General features: G+C 67.5%; 17 protein-coding genes. 9 read left to right on the top strand and 8 right to left on the bottom strand.

Features of this window, described 5'->3' with window-relative positions; all coding sequences use genetic code 11:
- Positions 1–29 precede the first annotated feature (29 nt).
- Complete coding sequence (gene nrdF / locus OVA31_RS02210) at positions 30–1034, top strand: class 1b ribonucleoside-diphosphate reductase subunit beta (protein WP_164309025.1); 1005 nt, start codon at positions 30–32, stop codon at positions 1032–1034.
- Positions 1035–1083: 49 nt separating this feature from the next.
- On the opposite strand, the gene OVA31_RS02205 is transcribed toward nrdF, so the two are convergent.
- The 6 genes from OVA31_RS02205 to OVA31_RS02180 all read right to left on the bottom strand — a co-directional run bounded on the left by OVA31_RS02205 (position 1084) and on the right by OVA31_RS02180 (position 7533).
- Positions 1084–1881 carry a hypothetical protein gene (locus OVA31_RS02205; protein ID WP_267629499.1) on the bottom strand — a complete coding sequence of 266 codons (798 nt, stop codon included), beginning with the start codon at positions 1879–1881 and terminating at the stop codon, positions 1084–1086.
- Positions 1878–4820 carry a DEAD/DEAH box helicase gene (locus OVA31_RS02200; RefSeq protein ID WP_267629498.1) on the bottom strand — a complete coding sequence of 981 codons (2943 nt, stop codon included), beginning with the start codon at positions 4818–4820 and terminating at the stop codon, positions 1878–1880. The genes OVA31_RS02205 and OVA31_RS02200 overlap by 4 nt, the downstream gene beginning before the upstream one ends.
- Positions 4795–5187 (bottom strand): pyridoxamine 5'-phosphate oxidase family protein, encoded by a 393-nt coding sequence (locus OVA31_RS02195; RefSeq protein ID WP_267629497.1) that lies wholly within the window; start codon positions 5185–5187, stop codon positions 4795–4797. Before OVA31_RS02195 ends, OVA31_RS02200 begins: the two co-directional genes overlap by 26 nt.
- A gap of 73 nt (positions 5188–5260) precedes the next feature.
- Positions 5261–5752: a beta-class carbonic anhydrase gene (locus OVA31_RS02190; protein WP_267629496.1), complete on the bottom strand. Its 492-nt coding sequence runs from the start codon at positions 5750–5752 to the stop codon at positions 5261–5263.
- A gap of 85 nt (positions 5753–5837) precedes the next feature.
- Positions 5838–6596 carry an isocitrate lyase/PEP mutase family protein gene (locus OVA31_RS02185; RefSeq protein ID WP_267629495.1) on the bottom strand — a complete coding sequence of 253 codons (759 nt, stop codon included), beginning with the start codon at positions 6594–6596 and terminating at the stop codon, positions 5838–5840.
- Positions 6583–7533, bottom strand: a complete 951-nt coding sequence (locus tag OVA31_RS02180) for an ABC transporter substrate-binding protein (RefSeq protein WP_267631373.1) — start codon at positions 7531–7533, stop codon at positions 6583–6585. The genes OVA31_RS02185 and OVA31_RS02180 overlap by 14 nt, the downstream gene beginning before the upstream one ends.
- 360 nt (positions 7534–7893) lie before the next feature.
- Here OVA31_RS02180 and ctaD point away from each other — a divergent pair, with 360 nt between their 5' ends.
- The 5 genes from ctaD (at position 7894) to OVA31_RS02155 (ending at position 12640) form a co-directional block, all read left to right on the top strand.
- Entirely contained in the window at positions 7894–9693 is a 1800-nt protein-coding gene (gene ctaD, locus OVA31_RS02175) for a cytochrome c oxidase subunit I (protein ID WP_267629494.1), read from the top strand.
- Between the two features lie 22 nt (positions 9694–9715).
- Complete coding sequence (serB, locus tag OVA31_RS02170; RefSeq protein ID WP_267629493.1) at positions 9716–10945, top strand: phosphoserine phosphatase SerB; 1230 nt, start codon at positions 9716–9718, stop codon at positions 10943–10945.
- An 87-nt stretch (positions 10946–11032) separates the two neighbouring features.
- The gene (locus tag OVA31_RS02165) at positions 11033–11413 is read left to right on the top strand and encodes a VOC family protein (protein WP_267629492.1); all 381 of its coding nucleotides are present in this window, start codon (positions 11033–11035) and stop codon (positions 11411–11413) included.
- Between the two features lie 7 nt (positions 11414–11420).
- The gene (locus tag OVA31_RS02160) at positions 11421–12179 is read left to right on the top strand and encodes a peptidyl-tRNA hydrolase (RefSeq protein ID WP_267629491.1); all 759 of its coding nucleotides are present in this window, start codon (positions 11421–11423) and stop codon (positions 12177–12179) included.
- Positions 12176–12640 (top strand): cupin domain-containing protein, encoded by a 465-nt coding sequence (locus OVA31_RS02155; protein WP_267629490.1) that lies wholly within the window; start codon positions 12176–12178, stop codon positions 12638–12640. The genes OVA31_RS02160 and OVA31_RS02155 overlap by 4 nt, the downstream gene beginning before the upstream one ends.
- A gap of 27 nt (positions 12641–12667) precedes the next feature.
- On the opposite strand, the gene OVA31_RS02150 is transcribed toward OVA31_RS02155, so the two are convergent.
- Complete coding sequence (locus OVA31_RS02150; protein WP_267629489.1) at positions 12668–13660, bottom strand: LLM class flavin-dependent oxidoreductase; 993 nt, start codon at positions 13658–13660, stop codon at positions 12668–12670.
- A 142-nt stretch (positions 13661–13802) separates the two neighbouring features.
- Between OVA31_RS02150 and OVA31_RS02145 the strand changes: the two genes are divergently transcribed.
- Complete coding sequence (locus OVA31_RS02145) at positions 13803–14633, top strand: ABC transporter ATP-binding protein (RefSeq protein WP_267631372.1); 831 nt, start codon at positions 13803–13805, stop codon at positions 14631–14633.
- Between the two features lie 49 nt (positions 14634–14682).
- Positions 14683–15510 (top strand): NUDIX hydrolase, encoded by an 828-nt coding sequence (locus OVA31_RS02140; RefSeq protein ID WP_267629488.1) that lies wholly within the window; start codon positions 14683–14685, stop codon positions 15508–15510.
- A gap of 11 nt (positions 15511–15521) precedes the next feature.
- On the opposite strand, the gene ligD is transcribed toward OVA31_RS02140, so the two are convergent.
- Positions 15522–16505, bottom strand: coding sequence for a non-homologous end-joining DNA ligase (ligD, locus tag OVA31_RS02135; protein ID WP_267629487.1), 984 nt, complete (start codon positions 16503–16505; stop codon positions 15522–15524).
- 69 nt (positions 16506–16574) lie between these two features.
- Here ligD and OVA31_RS02130 point away from each other — a divergent pair, with 69 nt between their 5' ends.
- Positions 16575–17363 (top strand): enoyl-CoA hydratase/isomerase family protein, encoded by a 789-nt coding sequence (locus OVA31_RS02130; RefSeq protein WP_267629486.1) that lies wholly within the window; start codon positions 16575–16577, stop codon positions 17361–17363.
- Positions 17364–17396: the final 33 nt, after the last annotated feature.

Here is a 17396-nt window from a genome sequence, read left to right as displayed (position 1 = left end):
TCAGATCAGCGAGCGAACAGGGAATACCAATGACGTCCACCGAGAGCCACAGCCCGGCCGACGGCGCCCCGATCAAACTCGTGAGCCGGGTTTCCGCGATCAACTGGAACCGGGTGCCCGACGAGAAGGACGCCGAGGTGTGGGATCGCCTCACCGGCAACTTCTGGCTACCCGAGAAGGTGCCGGTCTCCAACGACATCCCGTCGTGGAACACGCTGACCGAGTACGAGAAGCAGCTGACCATGCGTGTCTTCACCGGTCTCACGTTGCTCGACACCATCCAGGGCACGGTCGGTGCGGTCTCGTTGATCCCCGACGCCACCACCCCGCACGAGGAGGCGGTGCTCACCAACATCGCCTTCATGGAGTCGGTGCACGCCAAGAGCTACAGTTCGATCTTCTCCACACTGTGTTCCACCAAGGAGATCGACGAGGCGTTCCGCTGGTCGGAGGAGAGCGAGCACCTGCAGCGCAAGGCGCAGATCGTCATGGACTACTACCGTGGCGAAGATCCGCTCAAGCGCAAGGTCGCCTCGACGCTGCTGGAGTCGTTCCTCTTCTACTCCGGCTTCTACCTGCCGATGTACTGGTCGAGCCGTGCGAAGCTCACCAACACTGCCGACCTCATCCGCCTGATCATCCGCGACGAGGCGGTGCACGGTTACTACATCGGGTACAAGTACCAGCGCGGGCTCGAGGTGCAGACCGCGGAGCGGCGGCAGGAGCTCAAGGACTACACCTTCGAGTTGCTGTTCGAGCTCTACGACAACGAGTCCGACTACACCGAGGCTCTCTACGACGAGGTGGGGCTCACCGAGGACGTCAAGAAGTTCTTGCGCTACAACGCCAACAAGGCGCTGATGAACCTCGGCTACGAGGCGATGTTCCCGCGGGACGAGACCGACGTGAACCCCGCCATCCTGTCCGCACTGTCGCCGAACGCCGACGAGAATCACGACTTCTTCTCCGGGTCCGGTAGCTCGTACGTGATCGGCAAGGCCGTCAACACCGAGGACGAGGACTGGGACTTCTAGTCCCCTCGCCGATTCCGTAGCAAGAATCCGCGCCCACCGCGGGTTGTTGCTACGAAATGGATGGCTCGCGGAATCGTTCGTACAGTTCGTCGAGCAGATCCAGGATCTCGCCGATGTCGGCCGGGGCGACGCCGGAGGCGCGCAGTGCCTTGCGCAACGCATCCGGGTCCAGGTCCATGATCGGGTTCAGTCGGGGCGGGCTCGGCAGCGGAGGCAGCACCGCGTTGGTGCCGTAGAAGTCGACGACCGGTGCGGATGGGTGCTCGCGCGACGACGGACCGTCATCGCCGCGCGATCGCGACACCTCGGTCGCCGAGGACAGTAGGGTGGCCAGGTCGGTACCCATGACGGTCAGCAATGTCACTGCGCTGCGGTCGATCTCCGCCGCGACCTCGTAGGCGACGCACAGCACGTGGATGCACCGGGGGGATTCGTCGGGACAGGTACAGTCCGCGGCGATGTCCGCCGATTCGGTCGGGAGCAGCAGTTCGCCCATCGCGGTCGGCTGTTCGCCCCGGGCCAGGGCCATGAGGTCGCCGGTGGCGTCACGTGAGCGGAGCAGGGCGATGACGGTCGGCACGTCGACCGGCCGCATGGTCAGGGTCACGTCGAAAGGGTCGAGCTGACTGCCCCGGACCGCGGCGGTCACCGCGGCGTCCGAGATCGCGATCCGTTCGGCATGATGATCCCGAAAGTAGCGGCGGGCCTGGGTGATCCGCCGTCGGTCCGCGTCGCCGCTGTGCACCCCCTCGACCACATCGACAAAGGCGTGTCCCCACCGGCTCACTCCGTAACCCCGCGTCGACGTGAGCCGTCCGCCGACCCTGCGTTCGCTGCCGCGACTCATTCGCTCACCGCCTCGTCTCGGAGTCGGAACAGGTCGAAGAGCTCGTCGTCGCCGAGATCGGACAGCCAGCTCTCGCCCGAGCTGACGGTCAGCCGTGAGAGTTCCCGTTTCGCGGAGATCATCTCGTCGATGCGCTCCTCGAGCGTGCCGACACAGAGGAACCGGTGCACCTGGACACGCTGCTGCTGACCGATCCGGTACGCGCGGTCGGTGGCCTGATCCTCGACCGCGGGATTCCACCACCGGTCGACATGCACCACGTGATTGGCGGCCGTGAGGTTGAGTCCCGTGCCGCCGGCCTTCAGGGTGGCGATCATCGCCGGGGGCCCGTCACCGCTCTGGAAACGCGCGACCATCTGATCGCGCTCCCCACGGGTCCGGCCTCCGTGCAGCACCGGAACGGGCTCGCCGAGGTAGGGTGCCAGCCACTCCGACAACAGCTCGCCGAAGGCGGCGAACTGGGTGAACACCAGGGCCCGGTCGCCCTCGGCGGCTGCCGTGGTCAGGATGTCCACCAGCAACTCCACCTTGCCCGATCGGTGTCTGTTGCGGCGCAACAGTTCCGACCCGTCGGCCAGATAGTGGGCCGGGTGATTGCACACCTGCTTCAAGCGGGTCAGTGCGGCCAGGATGTTCCGGCGACGGATGGTCCGCTGCTGCTTGCTGCGCAGTGCCTCCATGAGCTCGTCGATGACCGCGCGATAGAGCGCGGCCTGTTCGACGGTCAGATTGGCCCGGACGGTGATGTCGGTCTTCTCCGGCAGATCGGAGATGATGGTCGGATCCGACTTCTCCCGCCGGAGGATGAACGGACGGGTCAGGGCGCCCAATCTGCGGATCGCCGCCGGGTCGCGCTCGCGTTCGATGGGTTCGGCGAACCTCGCCCGGAATCGGGACGCGGAGCCGAGGAGTCCGGGGTTGACCAGATCGATCACCGCCCGCAGGTCCTCGAGCCGGTTCTCGACCGGGGTGCCGGTCAGTGCGATGCGATGGTCAGCCGGTACTGCGCGAATGGCCTTGGCCGCCTTGGTGGCGACGTTCTTGACGTGCTGGGCCTCGTCGACGACCACCCGCCGCCACCGGTGGGCCTTCAGCAGGTCACGGTCGCGCGTCGCGATGGCGAAGGTGGTGAGGACGACGTCGGCGTCGGCGTGTACGGCGCCGAATCGGCTCCCGGCGGCCCGGGCGGCCCCGTGGTGGACGGCCACGCGTAGATCGGGGGCGAACCGGGCGATCTCCCGCTCCCAGTTACCCACCACCGACATCGGACAGATGATCAACGTCGGTCGTCCGAGGGTGGGGTCGGTCGCCTGCTCGTGGCACAACAGTGCGATCACCTGCACGGTCTTGCCGAGACCCATGTCGTCGGCGAGGACCCCGCCGATCCGGTGGGTGGCGAGGTACGAGAGCCATTCCAGCCCGCGCTGCTGATACGGCCGGAGCTCGGCGCGCAACGACGGTGGAGCGGTGACCGGCGCCGGTCGTAGAGCGCCGCCGGTCGCTATGTCGTCGAGCCAGGAGAGTCCCTCGATCGATGTCACGGGGACCGGCACGGTGTCGACGACGAGATTGAATAGTTCACCCATGTCCGCCGGCTGATCCGACGCCGCGTTGGCGCGCTGCGCGATGACGAACGCCGCCGCGCGGGTGAGCGCGGCACCCTCCGCGCGCACCCAGACCCCGTGAATCCGCACCAGGTCACCCTGCTGTCGAGCGAGGTCGGCCAGGTCGGCATCGGAGAAACTCAGGGCGGCTGGATCGTCGCCGAGCGCGAGGCGCCATTCGAACTCGCCGACCTCGGCGACCCCGATCTGCGCGGCGCGCCCGGTGCTGGTCGCCACCGGCCGGGCGCGCAACCCGAGTGCCGGACGTACCTCGGCGATGGTGCGGGGGAGCAGGACCGGGCAACCGGCATCGGTCAGGACGGCGGCGCCGCCGGCGAACAGCTTCTCCACCACCGGGGTCGTCAGCAGAAAGTCGAGGGTGTGCCGATCCGGTTCCGCCCGCGACAACTCGGGAAAGGCGCGCACGGCGGCGGCGAGTCCGGTGGTCACCCGATCGAGCTCGTGTCCGTCGAGCCGGTGCGGCACGACGGCGAGGATCCGGCCGTCCGATGCGCGCCTGCACACCTCCAATCGCCACCGGGCATCGTCGGGTCGCCGACGGGCACCGAGGTCATCTTCGGATTCGTCCTCCGGTTCGTGCAGGCGGAGAACGATGGTCGAATCATCCTGTGGCGCGGCGTTGTTCCAGTGCATCCAAGCCGTGGATGCGTTTCGCAGCCGTGAGCGGCCCTCCGCTTCGAGGTCCGGTGGATCGGGGCACAGGGCGCGCAACAGCCATTCGGACGGCTGCCCGTCGACGGCGATCGGCCCCGCGGCGGCGATCCGTCCGCGGCATTCGTGATCGACGAGTTCGCCGAGCAGGTCGGTGATCGCATCGGTGCCACCGTTCTCCGCCACCAGCGCAGGTGCCGTCGCCGAGACGACGGACATCCAGCTCTGCCAGGACGAGGTCGGTACGGCCTGCCACCGCAGCATCGGTTCGCCGTCGATCTCGGCGACCCCGGGCGCCACCGCGCCCGCGGCGACGTGGGCTCGCACGCCGTCGAGGAGGTATCGGTACCAGCGGATCTCCCCGCTGACCGCGTGCGGCCGGGTGAGGTCGAGAAATGCCACCCCGGAACCGGCCCCGAGCGTCATCGTCGGGACGAACTCGCGCAGCCCGGATTCACCGATGACGGCCAGTTCCCGGCGTGCGCGTCGACGGGACAGATGGTGGGTGAGTGGCTCGGGGAGGTCGTCGGGACCGGCCCCGGGCAGCGCCCACCACAGCGCCAGACCAACGCCCGGCCGCCAGAGTGCGTGCAGCGGCAGGGTCGGGGAGGCGTCGGCGGTCGAGGCTGTGGTCGACCTATTTCGTGGTGAATCGAGTGGCATCGAGGATCATGACCACCCTATCGTCGGCATCCGACGGCGGCTCACCATCGGTCTCGCCGTACCTCTGGCCCAGGTCGAGATAGAACCGGGCGCCCTTGTCCTCTTCCACGGTGACCAGCCAGCCCCGGACCTCCAGGCAGCGGGCGGGTGCGTCGGGATCGGTGATCATGAACGCGTAATTCGGGTTCGCCTGCAGACTCACGAACTTCTTGCGGGGGATTGTCTGGCTCACCCGCAGATGCGCGCCGTCCCAGGTGAACTGCTTCGGGGTCAGGTTCGGGGAGCCGTCCGGGCTGACCGTGGCGAGAACGCCGACGATCGGCCGTTCGAGCAGATCCGCGTAGTCGGAGGGGACCTTCGAGTTCATGCCACTACTGTAACTGCAACTGTAACAAATGTGGGATGCGTCTCGGGTGTCCGTGTCGTCGGAGTGCGGTAGCTCAGGCGGCGACCTCGTTCAATACGCCGGTCGCGACGTCGAAGACGAATCCGCGCAGCGAGCTCGTCTTCGTGATGAACGGGCTGTTCTTGATCCGGGTGATCGACTGCCGGACATCCTCGTCGAGATCGGGGAACGCCTCTGCGGCCCACTCCGGTTTCTGGCCGGTCTCGGTCTGGATGTCGCGCTTGAAATCGTCGTCTGTGAAGGTGAGCATTCCGCAGTCGGTGTGGTGGATGAGGATGATCTCGGTGGTGCCGAGCAGCCGCTGGCTGATGGCGAGCGAGCGGATCTCGTCGTCGGTGACGACGCCGCCGGCGTTGCGGATCACATGCGCCTCGCCCTCGCCGAGGCCGAGGATGCGGTACACGTCGAGGCGGGCATCCATACAGGCGACCACCGCCACATGCTTGCTCGGCGGCAAGGGCAGCGGCCCGGTGAAGGTCTTCGCGTACTCGGCGTTGTTGGCGAGGTAGTCGTCGGTGACACTCATGCGTCCAGACTTATCTGTCCCGGGTCCCGGCACGAGGGTTGGACGCAGACTGACCGTTACTCGGACGGCCCGATCGGAATCGGGCTCAGTGCCAGTCGGCGAGCAGATCGGTCGCTCGCTGGGCGATGCTCATCTGCCACAGCGGGCCGAAGCTGATCCGTCCGACGCCGAGCTCGGCGAAGTGCGCGCGCGAGCCGTCGGCCGGATTGCCGATGGCGTTGACCGGCAGCGGCAGCTCGGTGCAGAGTCGCCGCTGGACGTCGTCGGTGTGGAAACCGACCGGGTAGAGCGAACTCGCCCCGGCGTCGGCGCACAAGGTCAATCTCGCGACCGCGCGGTCGACCCGATCCGCCTCGTCGCCGACCTGCTTCAGGAACAGATCCGTCCGTGCGTTGATGACCACCGGCACACCGGCCGCGTCGGCGGCGCTGCGCAAGGCGGCGACCAGATCCGCGTGTTCCTGTGAATCGCGGAGACGACCGCCCTCGGAGTGCACGGTGTCCTCGATGTTGAGGCCAACCGCGCCGGCCTCGAGCAGTCCGTCGATGAGGCGTTCGGGTGACTCGGCGTAGCCCGACTCGATGTCGATCGACAGCGGTACGTCGACGGCGCCGCTGATCTGGCGCACCCGGGTCAGCAACTCGTCGAAGGTCATGCCCTCGTTGTCGGCTCGACCGATCGAGTCGGCGACCGGGTGGCTGCCCACCGTGAGCGCCGCGAAACCGCCGCTCACCGCGAGGCCTGCCGACCAGGCGTCCCACACCGTCGGGAACACCCCCGGGTCGCCGGGCCGGTGCAGATCGAGTAGTTCCCGGGCCTGTGCGGCCAGATCACGAGTTGCCATCGAGGGACCCCTTCACGTCGTTCAGGACCAGCCAGGCGGCAGCGAGGCCGGAGGTTCCGTACCAGATCTGATCGTCGACGGAGAGAACCCGCTTCCACGTCGGCGCACCCATGTCGAGCCAGCGATCGCTCAGCAGCACCTCTTTCCCGTGCTCGAGGCCGTCCTCGCCCTGGAAGCTGACGTAGATGAGGTCTCCGTCGGCGTCGGTGAAATTCTTGTCGGTGACGGTGAACGAGCGGGGTGAGCGCTGTGGTTCGGGTCGCTGCACGCCGACCTCCGACAGGATCTGCCCGGCGAACGTCTCGGTCCCGGCGATCATCTCCGAATCCCCGGTGAACCGGACCAGCGAGATCTGGCTGTGCGGAGCATCCATGCGCCGTCCGGTCTTCTGCGTCTCGGTGTGGAACTCGTCGAGCAGCCGTGTGCCGGTCGACGATCGGCCGAGCGCGTCGGCGACGGCCTGGAATCGTGCTTTCCATCCGGTCGCCTGCCCGATCGTCTCGACGCGCGCGTCACCGAAGCTCTTCGCGGCGGCCGCGGTCCGTGGTGTCGTGAGGACGAGGTCGGGGTTCGCCGCGGCCACCGCGGCGGCGTCGGGAGTGGAGCCGATCGTGGGAACCGCCGCCAGCTGCGGTCCGAGATAGGCGGGGATGCTGCCCGGTGCGGCCGCGACTGCGGTGACCTTGGGGCCGATGCCGAGTGCGCAGATCGCGTCGAGCAGGGCCGGGTCGGTGACCACGATTCGCGTGACGTCGGTGACCCCGGCGTCAGGGGCTGTCGGTGCGAGGCAGGTCTTGCCGAGGTCCCGGTCGGCGTTGACGATGTTCACCTCGGCCACCCGCGTGGTGACCGTGGAGACCGGCTGACCGTCGGGGGTCGTCAGAGGCGCGTTGTCGCTGCAGGCGGCGATGGCCGCCACGACGGCGATCGACGACATGGCCCCGATCGCCCGAACCACGCCCCGGGCCCCTCGATCCGACCGTTCCAACCGGGTTTCGCCGCTGCGGTGCACGCGATCACGCTAGCACCGGGCGATCGGTTGTCCTCCCGCGGTCGCGACGCGTCACCGGCGACGACGGGGACGGGCGCCCGGTGGCCAGCGCGTCGCCGCCGACGGGGGCCCTGAACTGTGCCGATGAGGGGCCCGGACAGTCGAATACGACGTATCGTAGGACCCACTCGGCCACTGCCCGTGTGAGGGTTTAGGATCAGTACTCAGCGCTCGCTTTGTTCATGTGGCGACCGCGGGGAAACGGGAGTTGACCGGCCCTGATCGGTTGCGCAACGAGGAGGATCTGTGACCGCGGTAGACCAGCCCACCACGCAAGTGGCACCAGTGCGTCCGTATCCGGAGCGCTATCAGCCCAAGGGCTCGTTCATCTACAAGCTGCTGACGACGACCGATCACAAGTTGATCGGCATGATGTACATAACCGCCTGCTTTGCGTTCTTCCTCATCGGTGGCCTGATGGCGCTGCTGATGCGTGGCGAGCTCGCTCATCCGGGCATGCAGTTCCTGTCGACCGAGCAGTTCAACCAGCTGTTCACCATGCACGGCACGGTGATGCTGCTGATGTACGCGACCCCGATCGTGATCGGCTTCGCGAACTTCGTGCTGCCGCTGCAGATCGGTTCGCCCGACGTCGCGTTCCCGCGTCTGAACGCCTTCGGCTTCTGGCTGTTCGTGTTCGGTTCGACGATCGCGGTCGCAGGCTTCCTGACCCCGGGTGGTGCCGCCGACTTCGGCTGGACGGCCTACACGCCGCTGACCGATGCGATCCACTCGCCCGGCATCGGTGCCGACATGTGGATCATGGGTCTGGCCGTGTCCGGTCTGGGCACCATCCTGGGCGCGGTCAACATGGTGACCACCGTCGTGTGTCTGCGCGCACCGGGTATGACCATGTTCCGGATGCCGATCTTCACCTGGAACATCCTGGTGACCAGCGTGCTGATCCTGCTCGCCTTCCCGCTGCTGACCGCTGCTCTGATGGGCCTCGAGGTCGATCGGCAGTTCGGCGCGCACCTCTACGATCCCGCCAACGGCGGTGTGATCTTGTGGCAGCACCTGTTCTGGTTCTTCGGCCACCCCGAGGTCTACATCATCGCTTTGCCGTTCTTCGGCATCGTGTCCGAGGTGTTCCCGGTGTTCGCCCGCAAACCGATCTTCGGTTACTCGGGACTGGTGTATGCGACGCTGTCGATCGCGGCGCTGTCGGTGGCCGTGTGGGCGCACCACATGTACGTCACCGGTGCCGTGCTGCTGCCGTTCTTCTCCTTCATGACATTCCTCATCGCGGTGCCGACCGGTGTGAAGTTCTTCAACTGGATAGGCACGATGTGGAAGGGCAACATGACGTTCGAGACGCCGATGTTGTTCTCCGTCGGCTTCATCGTCACGTTCCTCTTCGGTGGCCTCACCGGTGTGCTGCTCGCCAGCCCGCCGCTCGACTTCCACCTGTCCGACAGCTACTTCGTCGTCGCCCACTTCCACTACGTGCTCTTCGGCACCATCGTGTTCGCGACGTACGCCGGTATCTACTTCTGGTTCCCCAAGATGACCGGCCGCATGCTCGACGAGCGCCTCGGCAAGATCCATTTCTGGCTGACGTTCATCGGCTTCCACACCACCTTCCTGGTGCAGCACTGGCTCGGTAACGAGGGCATGCCGCGTCGCTACGCCGACTACCTGCCGTCCGACGGGTTCACCACGCTGAACATGGTGTCGACGCTGGGAGCCTTCATCCTCGGTCTGTCGACCCTGCCGTTCCTGTGGAACGTCTTCCGTAGCTACCGCTACGGCGAGGTCGTCACAGTGGATGATCCGTGGGGCTTCGGCAACTCGCTCGAGTGGGCCACCAGTTGCCCGCCGCCGCGGCACAACTTCACCGAACTGCCCCGGATTCGTTCCGAGCGTCCGGCCTTCGAACTGCACTATCCGCACATGATCGACCGGATGCGTGCGGAGGCCCATGTCGGCCCGGGTCACGACGAGCACGGCCACGACCGGCAGGTTGCCGAAGAGGCCGAGCACATCCGTCGAGCGCCACTGACCACCGGCGATCACGAGGCGTCCGGGGACGCGGATCCGCGCTGACGCCACGGGCAACCGCGAACACGTGGCGAAGGAATCGGGTGACACGACAGTCCTGATCACCGTCACCGGGCCGGACAAGCCCGGCGTGACGTCGGTGCTCATGGGCGCGCTGGCAGGCCAGAAGGTCAGCCTCCTCGACGTCGAGCAGGTGGTGATCAGGCGTCGGCTGACGCTGGGTGTGCTCGTGTCCGCGTCGGGAGATCCCGAGGAACTCCAGGACGTGGTCGAACAGGCCATGGACTCGGTGGGCATCGACGTCATCGTCGAGGTCGGTCCGGACACCGGAACCCGACGTCCGTCGAGCCACGCGGTGGTGGTCCTCGGTAGTCCCGTGACCGCACGCGCGTTCCGTGCGATCGCCGCCGAACTCGCCAGTCAGCGCGGCAACATCGACTCCATCCGGGGGGTCGCGGACTATCCGCTCACCGGCCTGGAACTGATGGTGAGCACCAACCGCGACGACGTCGCCGCCGACTCGGCGTTACGCAAGGGCCTGGCGGCCGTCGCCGTCGACCACGGGGTCGACATCGCGGTGGAGCGTGGGGGGCTGGCCCGGCGCGCGAAGCGTCTCATCGTCTTCGACGTCGACTCGACTCTCATCCAGGGTGAGGTGATCGAGATGCTGGCGGCCAAGGCGGGCAAGGAAGCCGAGGTGGCGGCGGTCACCGAGGCCGCCATGCGAGGTGAGCTCGACTTCTCCGAGTCGCTGCATCAACGGGTCGCCGTCCTGGCCGGTCTGGATGCGAGCGTGATCGACGACGTGGCGAGCTCCCTGCAACTGACCCCCGGCGCACGGACCACGGTCCGAACCCTGCATCGTCTCGGCTACCACTGCGGCGTGGTCTCCGGCGGATTCCGCCAGGTGATCGAGGGACTCGCGCACGAACTCGAGTTGGATTTCGTGCGAGCCAACACGCTCGAGATCGTGAACGGCAAACTCACCGGGCGGGTCGTCGGGGAGGTCATCGACCGTGCGGGAAAGGCCAAGGCGCTCCGCGCTTTCGCCGACCAGGTCGGTGTTCCGATGGAGCAGACGATCGCAGTCGGGGACGGCGCCAACGACATCGACATGCTCAGCGTGGCCGGCCTGGGCATCGCCTTCAACGCCAAACCGGCTCTGCGCGAGGTCGCGGATGCCGCACTGAGCCATCCCTTCCTCGACGCGGTGCTCTTCATCCTGGGCGTCACGCGCGACGAGATCGAGGCGGCCGACGCCGCGGACGGGGTCGTACGGCGCGTGCCGCTCGGCTGAGCGGTCGACGTGTCGTATTCCTTCAGCCGTTGTCGGCGGCGAGGAGCATGATCGGACTGTCGAATCACCCAGCGAGAGGACATTCTGATGGCGAGCGAACACAAGGTCGGCGATCTGGCGATGGTCACGCTCGATTGTGCCGACGCGAAGGTGTCGTCCGAGTTCTGGTCGGCGGTGCTCGGTTGGCAGATCACTGCATCGGGCGACGGTTACGCGATGCTGACCGGCACGGGAGCCGCGCTCGGGTTCGGTGCGATTCCCGACTATGTGCCGCCCGCGTGGCCGAACCCCAACGGCTCCAAGCAATTCCACTTCGATCTGGCCGTCGACGACCTCGATTCGGCGTCGGCGCGATGCGTCGAGCTCGGTGCGACGGTACCGGCCGAGCAGCCCGGCGAGACCTGGCGGGTGTTGCTGGACCCATCCGGACATCCGTTCTGCCTCACGAAAGCAGAGAACTGGGGGTGATGTGGGGGTGACCGACACGGCGACCGAGATCGATGCCGCGGACCCTTTCGACGACGCCTATCGGCGACTGGTGGACTACGTCGGAGGGGGAGAGGACCCGGACGATCCCGGCGACGTGCTGGCCATGCAGATGGTGGTGCGGATCGAGAAGGCGGACCCGCCGGATCGCACCGAGCTACTGACCGCTGCCGCCCGCGCGGTGGCGATGCTCTGCCTCGACGACCGCTCAGGTGGCGACGGTCCGTGGTCGGCGCCGATGGATGCCTGGTGCGATGCCCGCATCCGCAAGATCGCTCGCCGTGCACGCGGTGCGCAGTGGGCGGCGGCGCAGGATGTCTGGGGCCTGACCGTCGCAGAGGGCAGTGCGCAGGCGCGGGCGATCGTGCCGGGTCGGGTCGGCGACGTCGACAAGCGGATCTCCCGCCTGCAGATCGGCGGGACGGAGATCGCCGGCGACGTCGCGTCCGCAGCGACTGACGGGGGAGTGCGCCTCTGGATCAATCCGGGTCTCGAGATGACGGTGGGAAAGGCCGCCGCCCAGGTCGGTCACGGTGCGATGCTCGCCGTCAAGCTGATGACCGCCGGGCGGGCACGGGAATGGCGCCGGGCGGAGTGTCCGCTCGCGGTTCGCGAGGCGACGCGTGCGCAGTGGGCGGCGCTGCTCGACGCCGACTCGACGGGTCGCGCGGTCGCGGTCCGCGACGCCGGGTTCACCGAGATCGCACCCGGATCGGTGACGGTGATCGCGGAGGTGATCGACGGATGAGCGCAGCCTCGGAACTGCCCGATTGGGCGCGAGGGCTCGGACTCTCGCCGCATCCGGAAGGCGGCTGGTATCGGGAGACGTGGCGCAGCGACGTCACGATCCCGGCCGACGTTCTCCCGCACGACTATCCGGGAGACAGAGCGGCCGGTACCGCGATCTACTTCCTGCTTCTGCCGGGTGAGCATTCTGCGTGGCACACGGTCCGCGGTGCAGAACTCTGGCTGCATCACCGAGGCTCGCCGGTCCTGCTCGAGCTGGGCGGCGACGGACCGGCGCCGGATGCGCCTGCGGGCATCGTGGTCGGCGCCGACATCGCCGCAGGTCACCGGCCCCAGGCCGTCGTCCCGCCCGGCACGTGGCAGCGCGCGCGACCGACCGGCGACCAGCCGACGCTGGTCAGCTGTCTGGTGCTGCCGGGCTTCGACTTCGCGGATTTCCGTCTCGCTCCCGACGGGACCTGACCGACTCCCGTCTGGTGCTGCGAGACGTCAGGGCGTCGCGGTACGAGCGGTCGCCGGGGCGATGTGCCCCAAGGTGTTCCGCCAGATCTCGCGATCAGGTGCGATGGACGCGACGATGAGTTCGTCGGCTTCGGCGTGGCCTGCGAACCAGTCGAGGTAATCGAGCACCTGCGTCGGGGTACCGACGCCTGCGTAGGTCATCATCGAATCGATCTGGCGGCCTTGCGGCATGTCGAGGATCATGTCGGCCTCCTCGTCGGTGAACTTCCGGCCGCGGCCGAAGAGCGCGTTGACGCGGTGGCGTTTTGCCTGCCGCAGCTGTTCCTGCGCGACCGCCTCGTCGTCGTCGGCGATCACACAGACCCCGGCGATCACGTACGGGGACTCGAGCTGTTCGGACGGCTGGAACTCCCGTCGGTAGACCGCGACAGCCTCCTCGAGGGCCTGCGGCGCGAAATGCGATGCGAACGCATAGGGGAGGCCGAGCGCGGCGGCGAGCTGGGCGCCGAAGAGCGACGAGCCCAGGATGTACAACGGGATGTCGGTGCCTGCGCCCGGCGTCGCCGCCACGCCCTCGACGCGCGACTGACCACGCAGGTACCCCTGCAGTTCCAGCACATCCGACGGGAACCGATCTGCCGATGCCATCGAGCGTCGCAACGCGGCGAAGGTCTGCTGATCGCCGCCCGGCGCACGGCCGAGTCCGAGGTCGATGCGACCCGGGTACAGCTCGCCGAGAGTGCCGAACTGTTCGGCGATGGCAAGCGGCGAGTGATTCGGCAACATCACGCCACCAGCGCCGAGCCGGATCGATTCGGTGTGGGCGGCCACATGTGAGATGAGGACGGCTGGTGCGGCCGAGGCGATCGACGACATGTTGTGGTGCTCGGCGTACCAGATGCGACGGAAGCCCCAGCGCTCCGCGCGCTGCGCCATGTCGACACTCGCGACGAAGCTGTCATGCACGGTCTCACCGGGGCCGACCTGTGCCAGGTCGAGGATGGACAGATCAACACTCATGTAGTGGTCAAGGCGTCGGCGCCCCGGTGTATTCCGGCCCGTCGGATTCCCTTGTCGGCGACCATGTGTCGCATGGCTCCACGCGGCCGCCATCGTCGTAGGGCACGATGGGGGAGTGACAGATGCGACCGACGACGACGAGGTGTACGAATCCGATCCGGACCTGTTGGTCGATTTCCGCGACGTGACACTGGTCCGCGGCGGCAACACACTGGTCGGGCCCGTCTCCTGGCAGGTCGAACTCGATGAACGCTGGGTGGTGATCGGGCCGAACGGCGCGGGCAAGACCTCGCTCATGCGGATGGCCGCCGCGCAGGTCCATCCGACGGCCGGTACGGCCTTCGTGTTGAACGAGCCGCTCGGGAAGGTGGAGGTCCGGGAGCTCTCCACACGCATCGGTGTGTCCAGCGCGGCGCTGGCCGAGCGGGTACCCGCCGATGAGGTCGTGAGCGACGTGGTGATCTCGGCCGGGTACTCGGTCATCGGGAGGTGGCGCGAGACCTACGACGACATCGACCGCGCGCAGGCCATCGAGTCGCTGGAGTCGCTGGGTGCCGAGCACCTCGCCGATCGCCTGTTCGGGACGTTGTCGGAGGGCGAACGCAAACGAGTCCTGATCGCGCGCGCGTTGATGACCGATCCGGAACTGCTGCTGCTCGACGAACCGGCGGCCGGCCTCGACCTCGGCGGCCGGGAGGAACTCGTGGACCGCCTCGGTCGACTGGCCTCCGATCCGGAGGCGCCGGCGATCGTGTTGATCACCCACCACGTGGAGGAGATCCCCGACGGATTCACCCACGTCATGTTGCTCTCCGAAGGGGAGATCGTGGGGCAGGGACTTCTCGACGACGTCCTCACCAGCGAGAACCTGTCGACGGCGTTCCGGGCACAGATCACCCTCAGCAAGGTCGACGGGCGCTACTTCGCCCGGCGGACCCGGCGCCCGGGAGGGCATCGCCGAGCGGCAGGCTGATCGGCGCGCGCTACCGTCATACGGTGATCGTTCGACAGGAGTGTCTGCCATGAGCCCATCTGCCCCGGAACCGACGGCAACCGAACCGGCCCCACTGCGTGGGGCGGCGACGGTGGTGCTGGTTCGTGACTCGGGGGACGGTGTCGAGGTCTTCCTGCAGCGCCGGGTGAAGCAGATGGCATTCGCGGGCGGGGTGACCGTCTTTCCCGGTGGCGGGGTTGATCCGCGCGACGCGGACGCCGACATCGACTGGACCGGGCCAGACGCGCAGTGGTGGGCCGACGCGTTCCACACCGACCCCAAGACGGCGCAGGCGCTGGTGTGTGCCGCGGTCCGCGAGACCTTCGAAGAATGTGGCGTGCTGCTGGCCAGCCGGCCCGACGGCACTCCGGTCGACCCGCAGTCGTACGAGTCCCATCGCGACCAACTCGTCGACAAGACGCTGTCGCTGGGTGATTTCCTCCGCGCGGAGGGGCTGAGCCTGCGGGCAGATCTCCTGCGCCCGCTGGCCCACTGGATCACCCCGATCATCGAGAAGCGTCGTTACGACACCCGCTTCTTCCTGGCCGCGCTGCCCGATGGACAGACGGCCGACGGCAAGACCACCGAGGCCGAGGTGACCGCATGGGCGACACCGCGTGCCGCCCTCGACGCGTGGATCGCGAACGAGCACACGCTTCTCCCGCCGACCTGGGCGCAGCTGAACCACCTGGCCGAGTTCTCCTCGGTCGCGGAACTGCTGGCCGCTGATCGGGTGATCGAGCCGATCGAACCGTCCGTCACGCCCGGCGCCGGGCTGGCCGGTCTGAAGTTCGCCGGATCGGATCGGTACTTCGCCGTCGTCGCCGACCGCGAGGTGCCCGGCCTCAGTCGCTGACCACGGGTCGCTCAGGAATCCAGGTCGACGACTCCATCGGCATCGACGTCGTCGATGGTGACGGCATCGCGCTCAGCCCATTCCAGCAGGGTGTCGAGCCGGTGGGCGACGTCGTCGATCTCACGGTGGAGATCGCCGATCTCGGCGAACCGGGCAGGCATGGTCGCGATGGTGAAATCGTCGGGTGCCACATCGTCGATCTCGGCCCAGTCGATGGGTGCAGAGACCGTCGCGCGCGGATTGCCGCGCACCGAGTATGCCGAGGCCATGGTGTGATCGCGGGTGTTCTGGTTGAAGTCGACGAACACGGCGGCCGGATCACGGTCCTTGCGCCACCAGGTCGTCGTGACGTCGGCAGGGGCGCGGCGTTCGACCTCACGTGCAAAGGCGAGCGCGGCGCTGCGCACCTGCGGGAAGCCCCATTCCGGTTCGATCCGCACGTAGATGTGCAGTCCCCGTCCGCCCGACGTCTTGGGGAAACCGCGGATGCCGAGTTCGTCGAGGACTTCCTCGACGACGTGTGCGACGCGCTGGATCCGGGAGAACGGGCAGTCCGGCATCGGATCGAGGTCGATCCGCCATTCGTCGGGGCACTCGGGGTCCAGGCGCCGCGAGTTCCACGGATGGAACTCGACCGTCGACATCTGGACGGCCCAGATCACGCTGCCCAGCTCGGTGACGCAGAGTTCGTCGGCGGTGCGGCCGAAGCGCGGAAACCAGATCTCGACGGTCTCGAGCCAATCGGGTGCGCCGGCCGGGATCCGCTTCTGGTGCACCTTCTTCCCGCTGACCCCCGTCGGGAACCGGTGCAGCATGCACGGTCGATCACGCAGTGCGCGGACGATCCCGTCGCCCACGGCGAGGTAGTACTCGGCCAGCTCGCGTTTCGTCTCGCCGCGTTCGGCGAAGTACACACGATCGGGGCTCGACAGACGGATCGTCCGGTCACCCACCTCCAGCTCGACCGGTTCACCGGCTTCCGAGGCCTTCGCCATGAGCCAACTCTAGAGCCGTGACCTCCCCCGGCGGGGCTGCACACGCAATGCAGACGGTAGCCTTCGACCATGGCTGAGTTCGTCACCCTCGAGACATCTGATGATCATCCCGGCGTGGGCACCATCCGGCTCGATCGTCCTCCGATGAACGCGCTGAATCGGCAGGTGCAGACCGAACTAGCCGCGGCCGCCGAGGAGGCGACCGTACGTGACGACATCAAGGCCGTGGTCATCTACGGCGGACCGAAGGTGCTCGCCGCGGGCGCCGACATCAAAGAGATGAACGACATGACCTATGCGGAGATGAGCAAGGTCGCCGGTCGCCTGCAGTCCGCTCTCGGTTCCATCGCCGACATCCCGAAGCCGACGGTCGCCGCGATCACCGGGTACGCGCTCGGAGGTGGTCTGGAGGTCGCCCTGGGCGCGGACCGGCGCATCGCCGGGGACAACGCCAAACTGGGTGTGCCCGAGATCCTGCTCGGTGTGATCCCCGGTGGCGGCGGAACCCAGCGGCTCGCCCGACTGGTCGGGCCGGCCAAGGCCAAGGACATGATCTTCACCGGTCGCTTCGTCGGCGCCGAGGAAGCGCTCGCCATCGGCCTGGTCGACGAGGTCGTGGCTCCCGACGAGGTGTACAACGCGGCATTGACGTGGGCCGGGCAGTTCCGCAATGCGGCGTCCATCGCGCTCGCGGCCGGCAAGAAGTCGGTCGATCAGGGACTCGGAGTCGATCTCGCGACCGGTCTGAAGATCGAGGAACAGCTCTTCGCGGCACTGTTCGCCACCGAGGACCGTGCCGTCGGGATGAAGTCCTTCATCGAGAACGGGCCGGGCAAGGCCCAGTTCACCGGCAAGTGACCCCCGACCGCCATTCACCCCGACCGCGATTCA

Origin of the sequence: Gordonia sp. SL306 (genome assembly GCF_026625785.1) — a bacterium.
In the GTDB taxonomy this organism is placed as follows: domain Bacteria; phylum Actinomycetota; class Actinomycetes; order Mycobacteriales; family Mycobacteriaceae; genus Gordonia.
Note: the sequence above shows the minus strand (reverse complement) of the source record. Positions and strands in the feature narration are given on the sequence as shown.

Excerpts from the sequence above, each read along its gene's own strand:
- OVA31_RS02150 (WP_267629489.1), bottom strand. The coding sequence starts at position 13,660 with ATGAGTGTTGATCTGTCCATCCTCGACCTGGCACAGGTCGGCCCCGGT.
- OVA31_RS02140 (WP_267629488.1), top strand. The coding sequence starts at position 14,683 with ATGAGCCCATCTGCCCCGGAACCGACGGCAACCGAACCGGCCCCACTG.
- OVA31_RS02200 (WP_267629498.1), bottom strand. The coding sequence starts at position 4,820 with ATGCCACTCGATTCACCACGAAATAGGTCGACCACAGCCTCGACCGCC.
- OVA31_RS02195 (WP_267629497.1), bottom strand. The coding sequence starts at position 5,187 with ATGAACTCGAAGGTCCCCTCCGACTACGCGGATCTGCTCGAACGGCCG.
- OVA31_RS02165 (WP_267629492.1), top strand. The coding sequence starts at position 11,033 with ATGGCGAGCGAACACAAGGTCGGCGATCTGGCGATGGTCACGCTCGAT.
- ligD (WP_267629487.1), bottom strand. The coding sequence starts at position 16,505 with ATGGCGAAGGCCTCGGAAGCCGGTGAACCGGTCGAGCTGGAGGTGGGT.
- OVA31_RS02180 (WP_267631373.1), bottom strand. The coding sequence starts at position 7,533 with ATGTCGTCGATCGCCGTCGTGGCGGCCATCGCCGCCTGCAGCGACAAC.
- OVA31_RS02155 (WP_267629490.1), top strand. The coding sequence starts at position 12,176 with ATGAGCGCAGCCTCGGAACTGCCCGATTGGGCGCGAGGGCTCGGACTC.
- OVA31_RS02130 (WP_267629486.1), top strand. The coding sequence starts at position 16,575 with ATGGCTGAGTTCGTCACCCTCGAGACATCTGATGATCATCCCGGCGTG.
- OVA31_RS02190 (WP_267629496.1), bottom strand. The coding sequence starts at position 5,752 with ATGAGTGTCACCGACGACTACCTCGCCAACAACGCCGAGTACGCGAAG.
- OVA31_RS02205 (WP_267629499.1), bottom strand. The coding sequence starts at position 1,881 with ATGAGTCGCGGCAGCGAACGCAGGGTCGGCGGACGGCTCACGTCGACG.
- nrdF (WP_164309025.1), top strand. The coding sequence starts at position 30 with ATGACGTCCACCGAGAGCCACAGCCCGGCCGACGGCGCCCCGATCAAA.
- OVA31_RS02185 (WP_267629495.1), bottom strand. The coding sequence starts at position 6,596 with ATGGCAACTCGTGATCTGGCCGCACAGGCCCGGGAACTACTCGATCTG.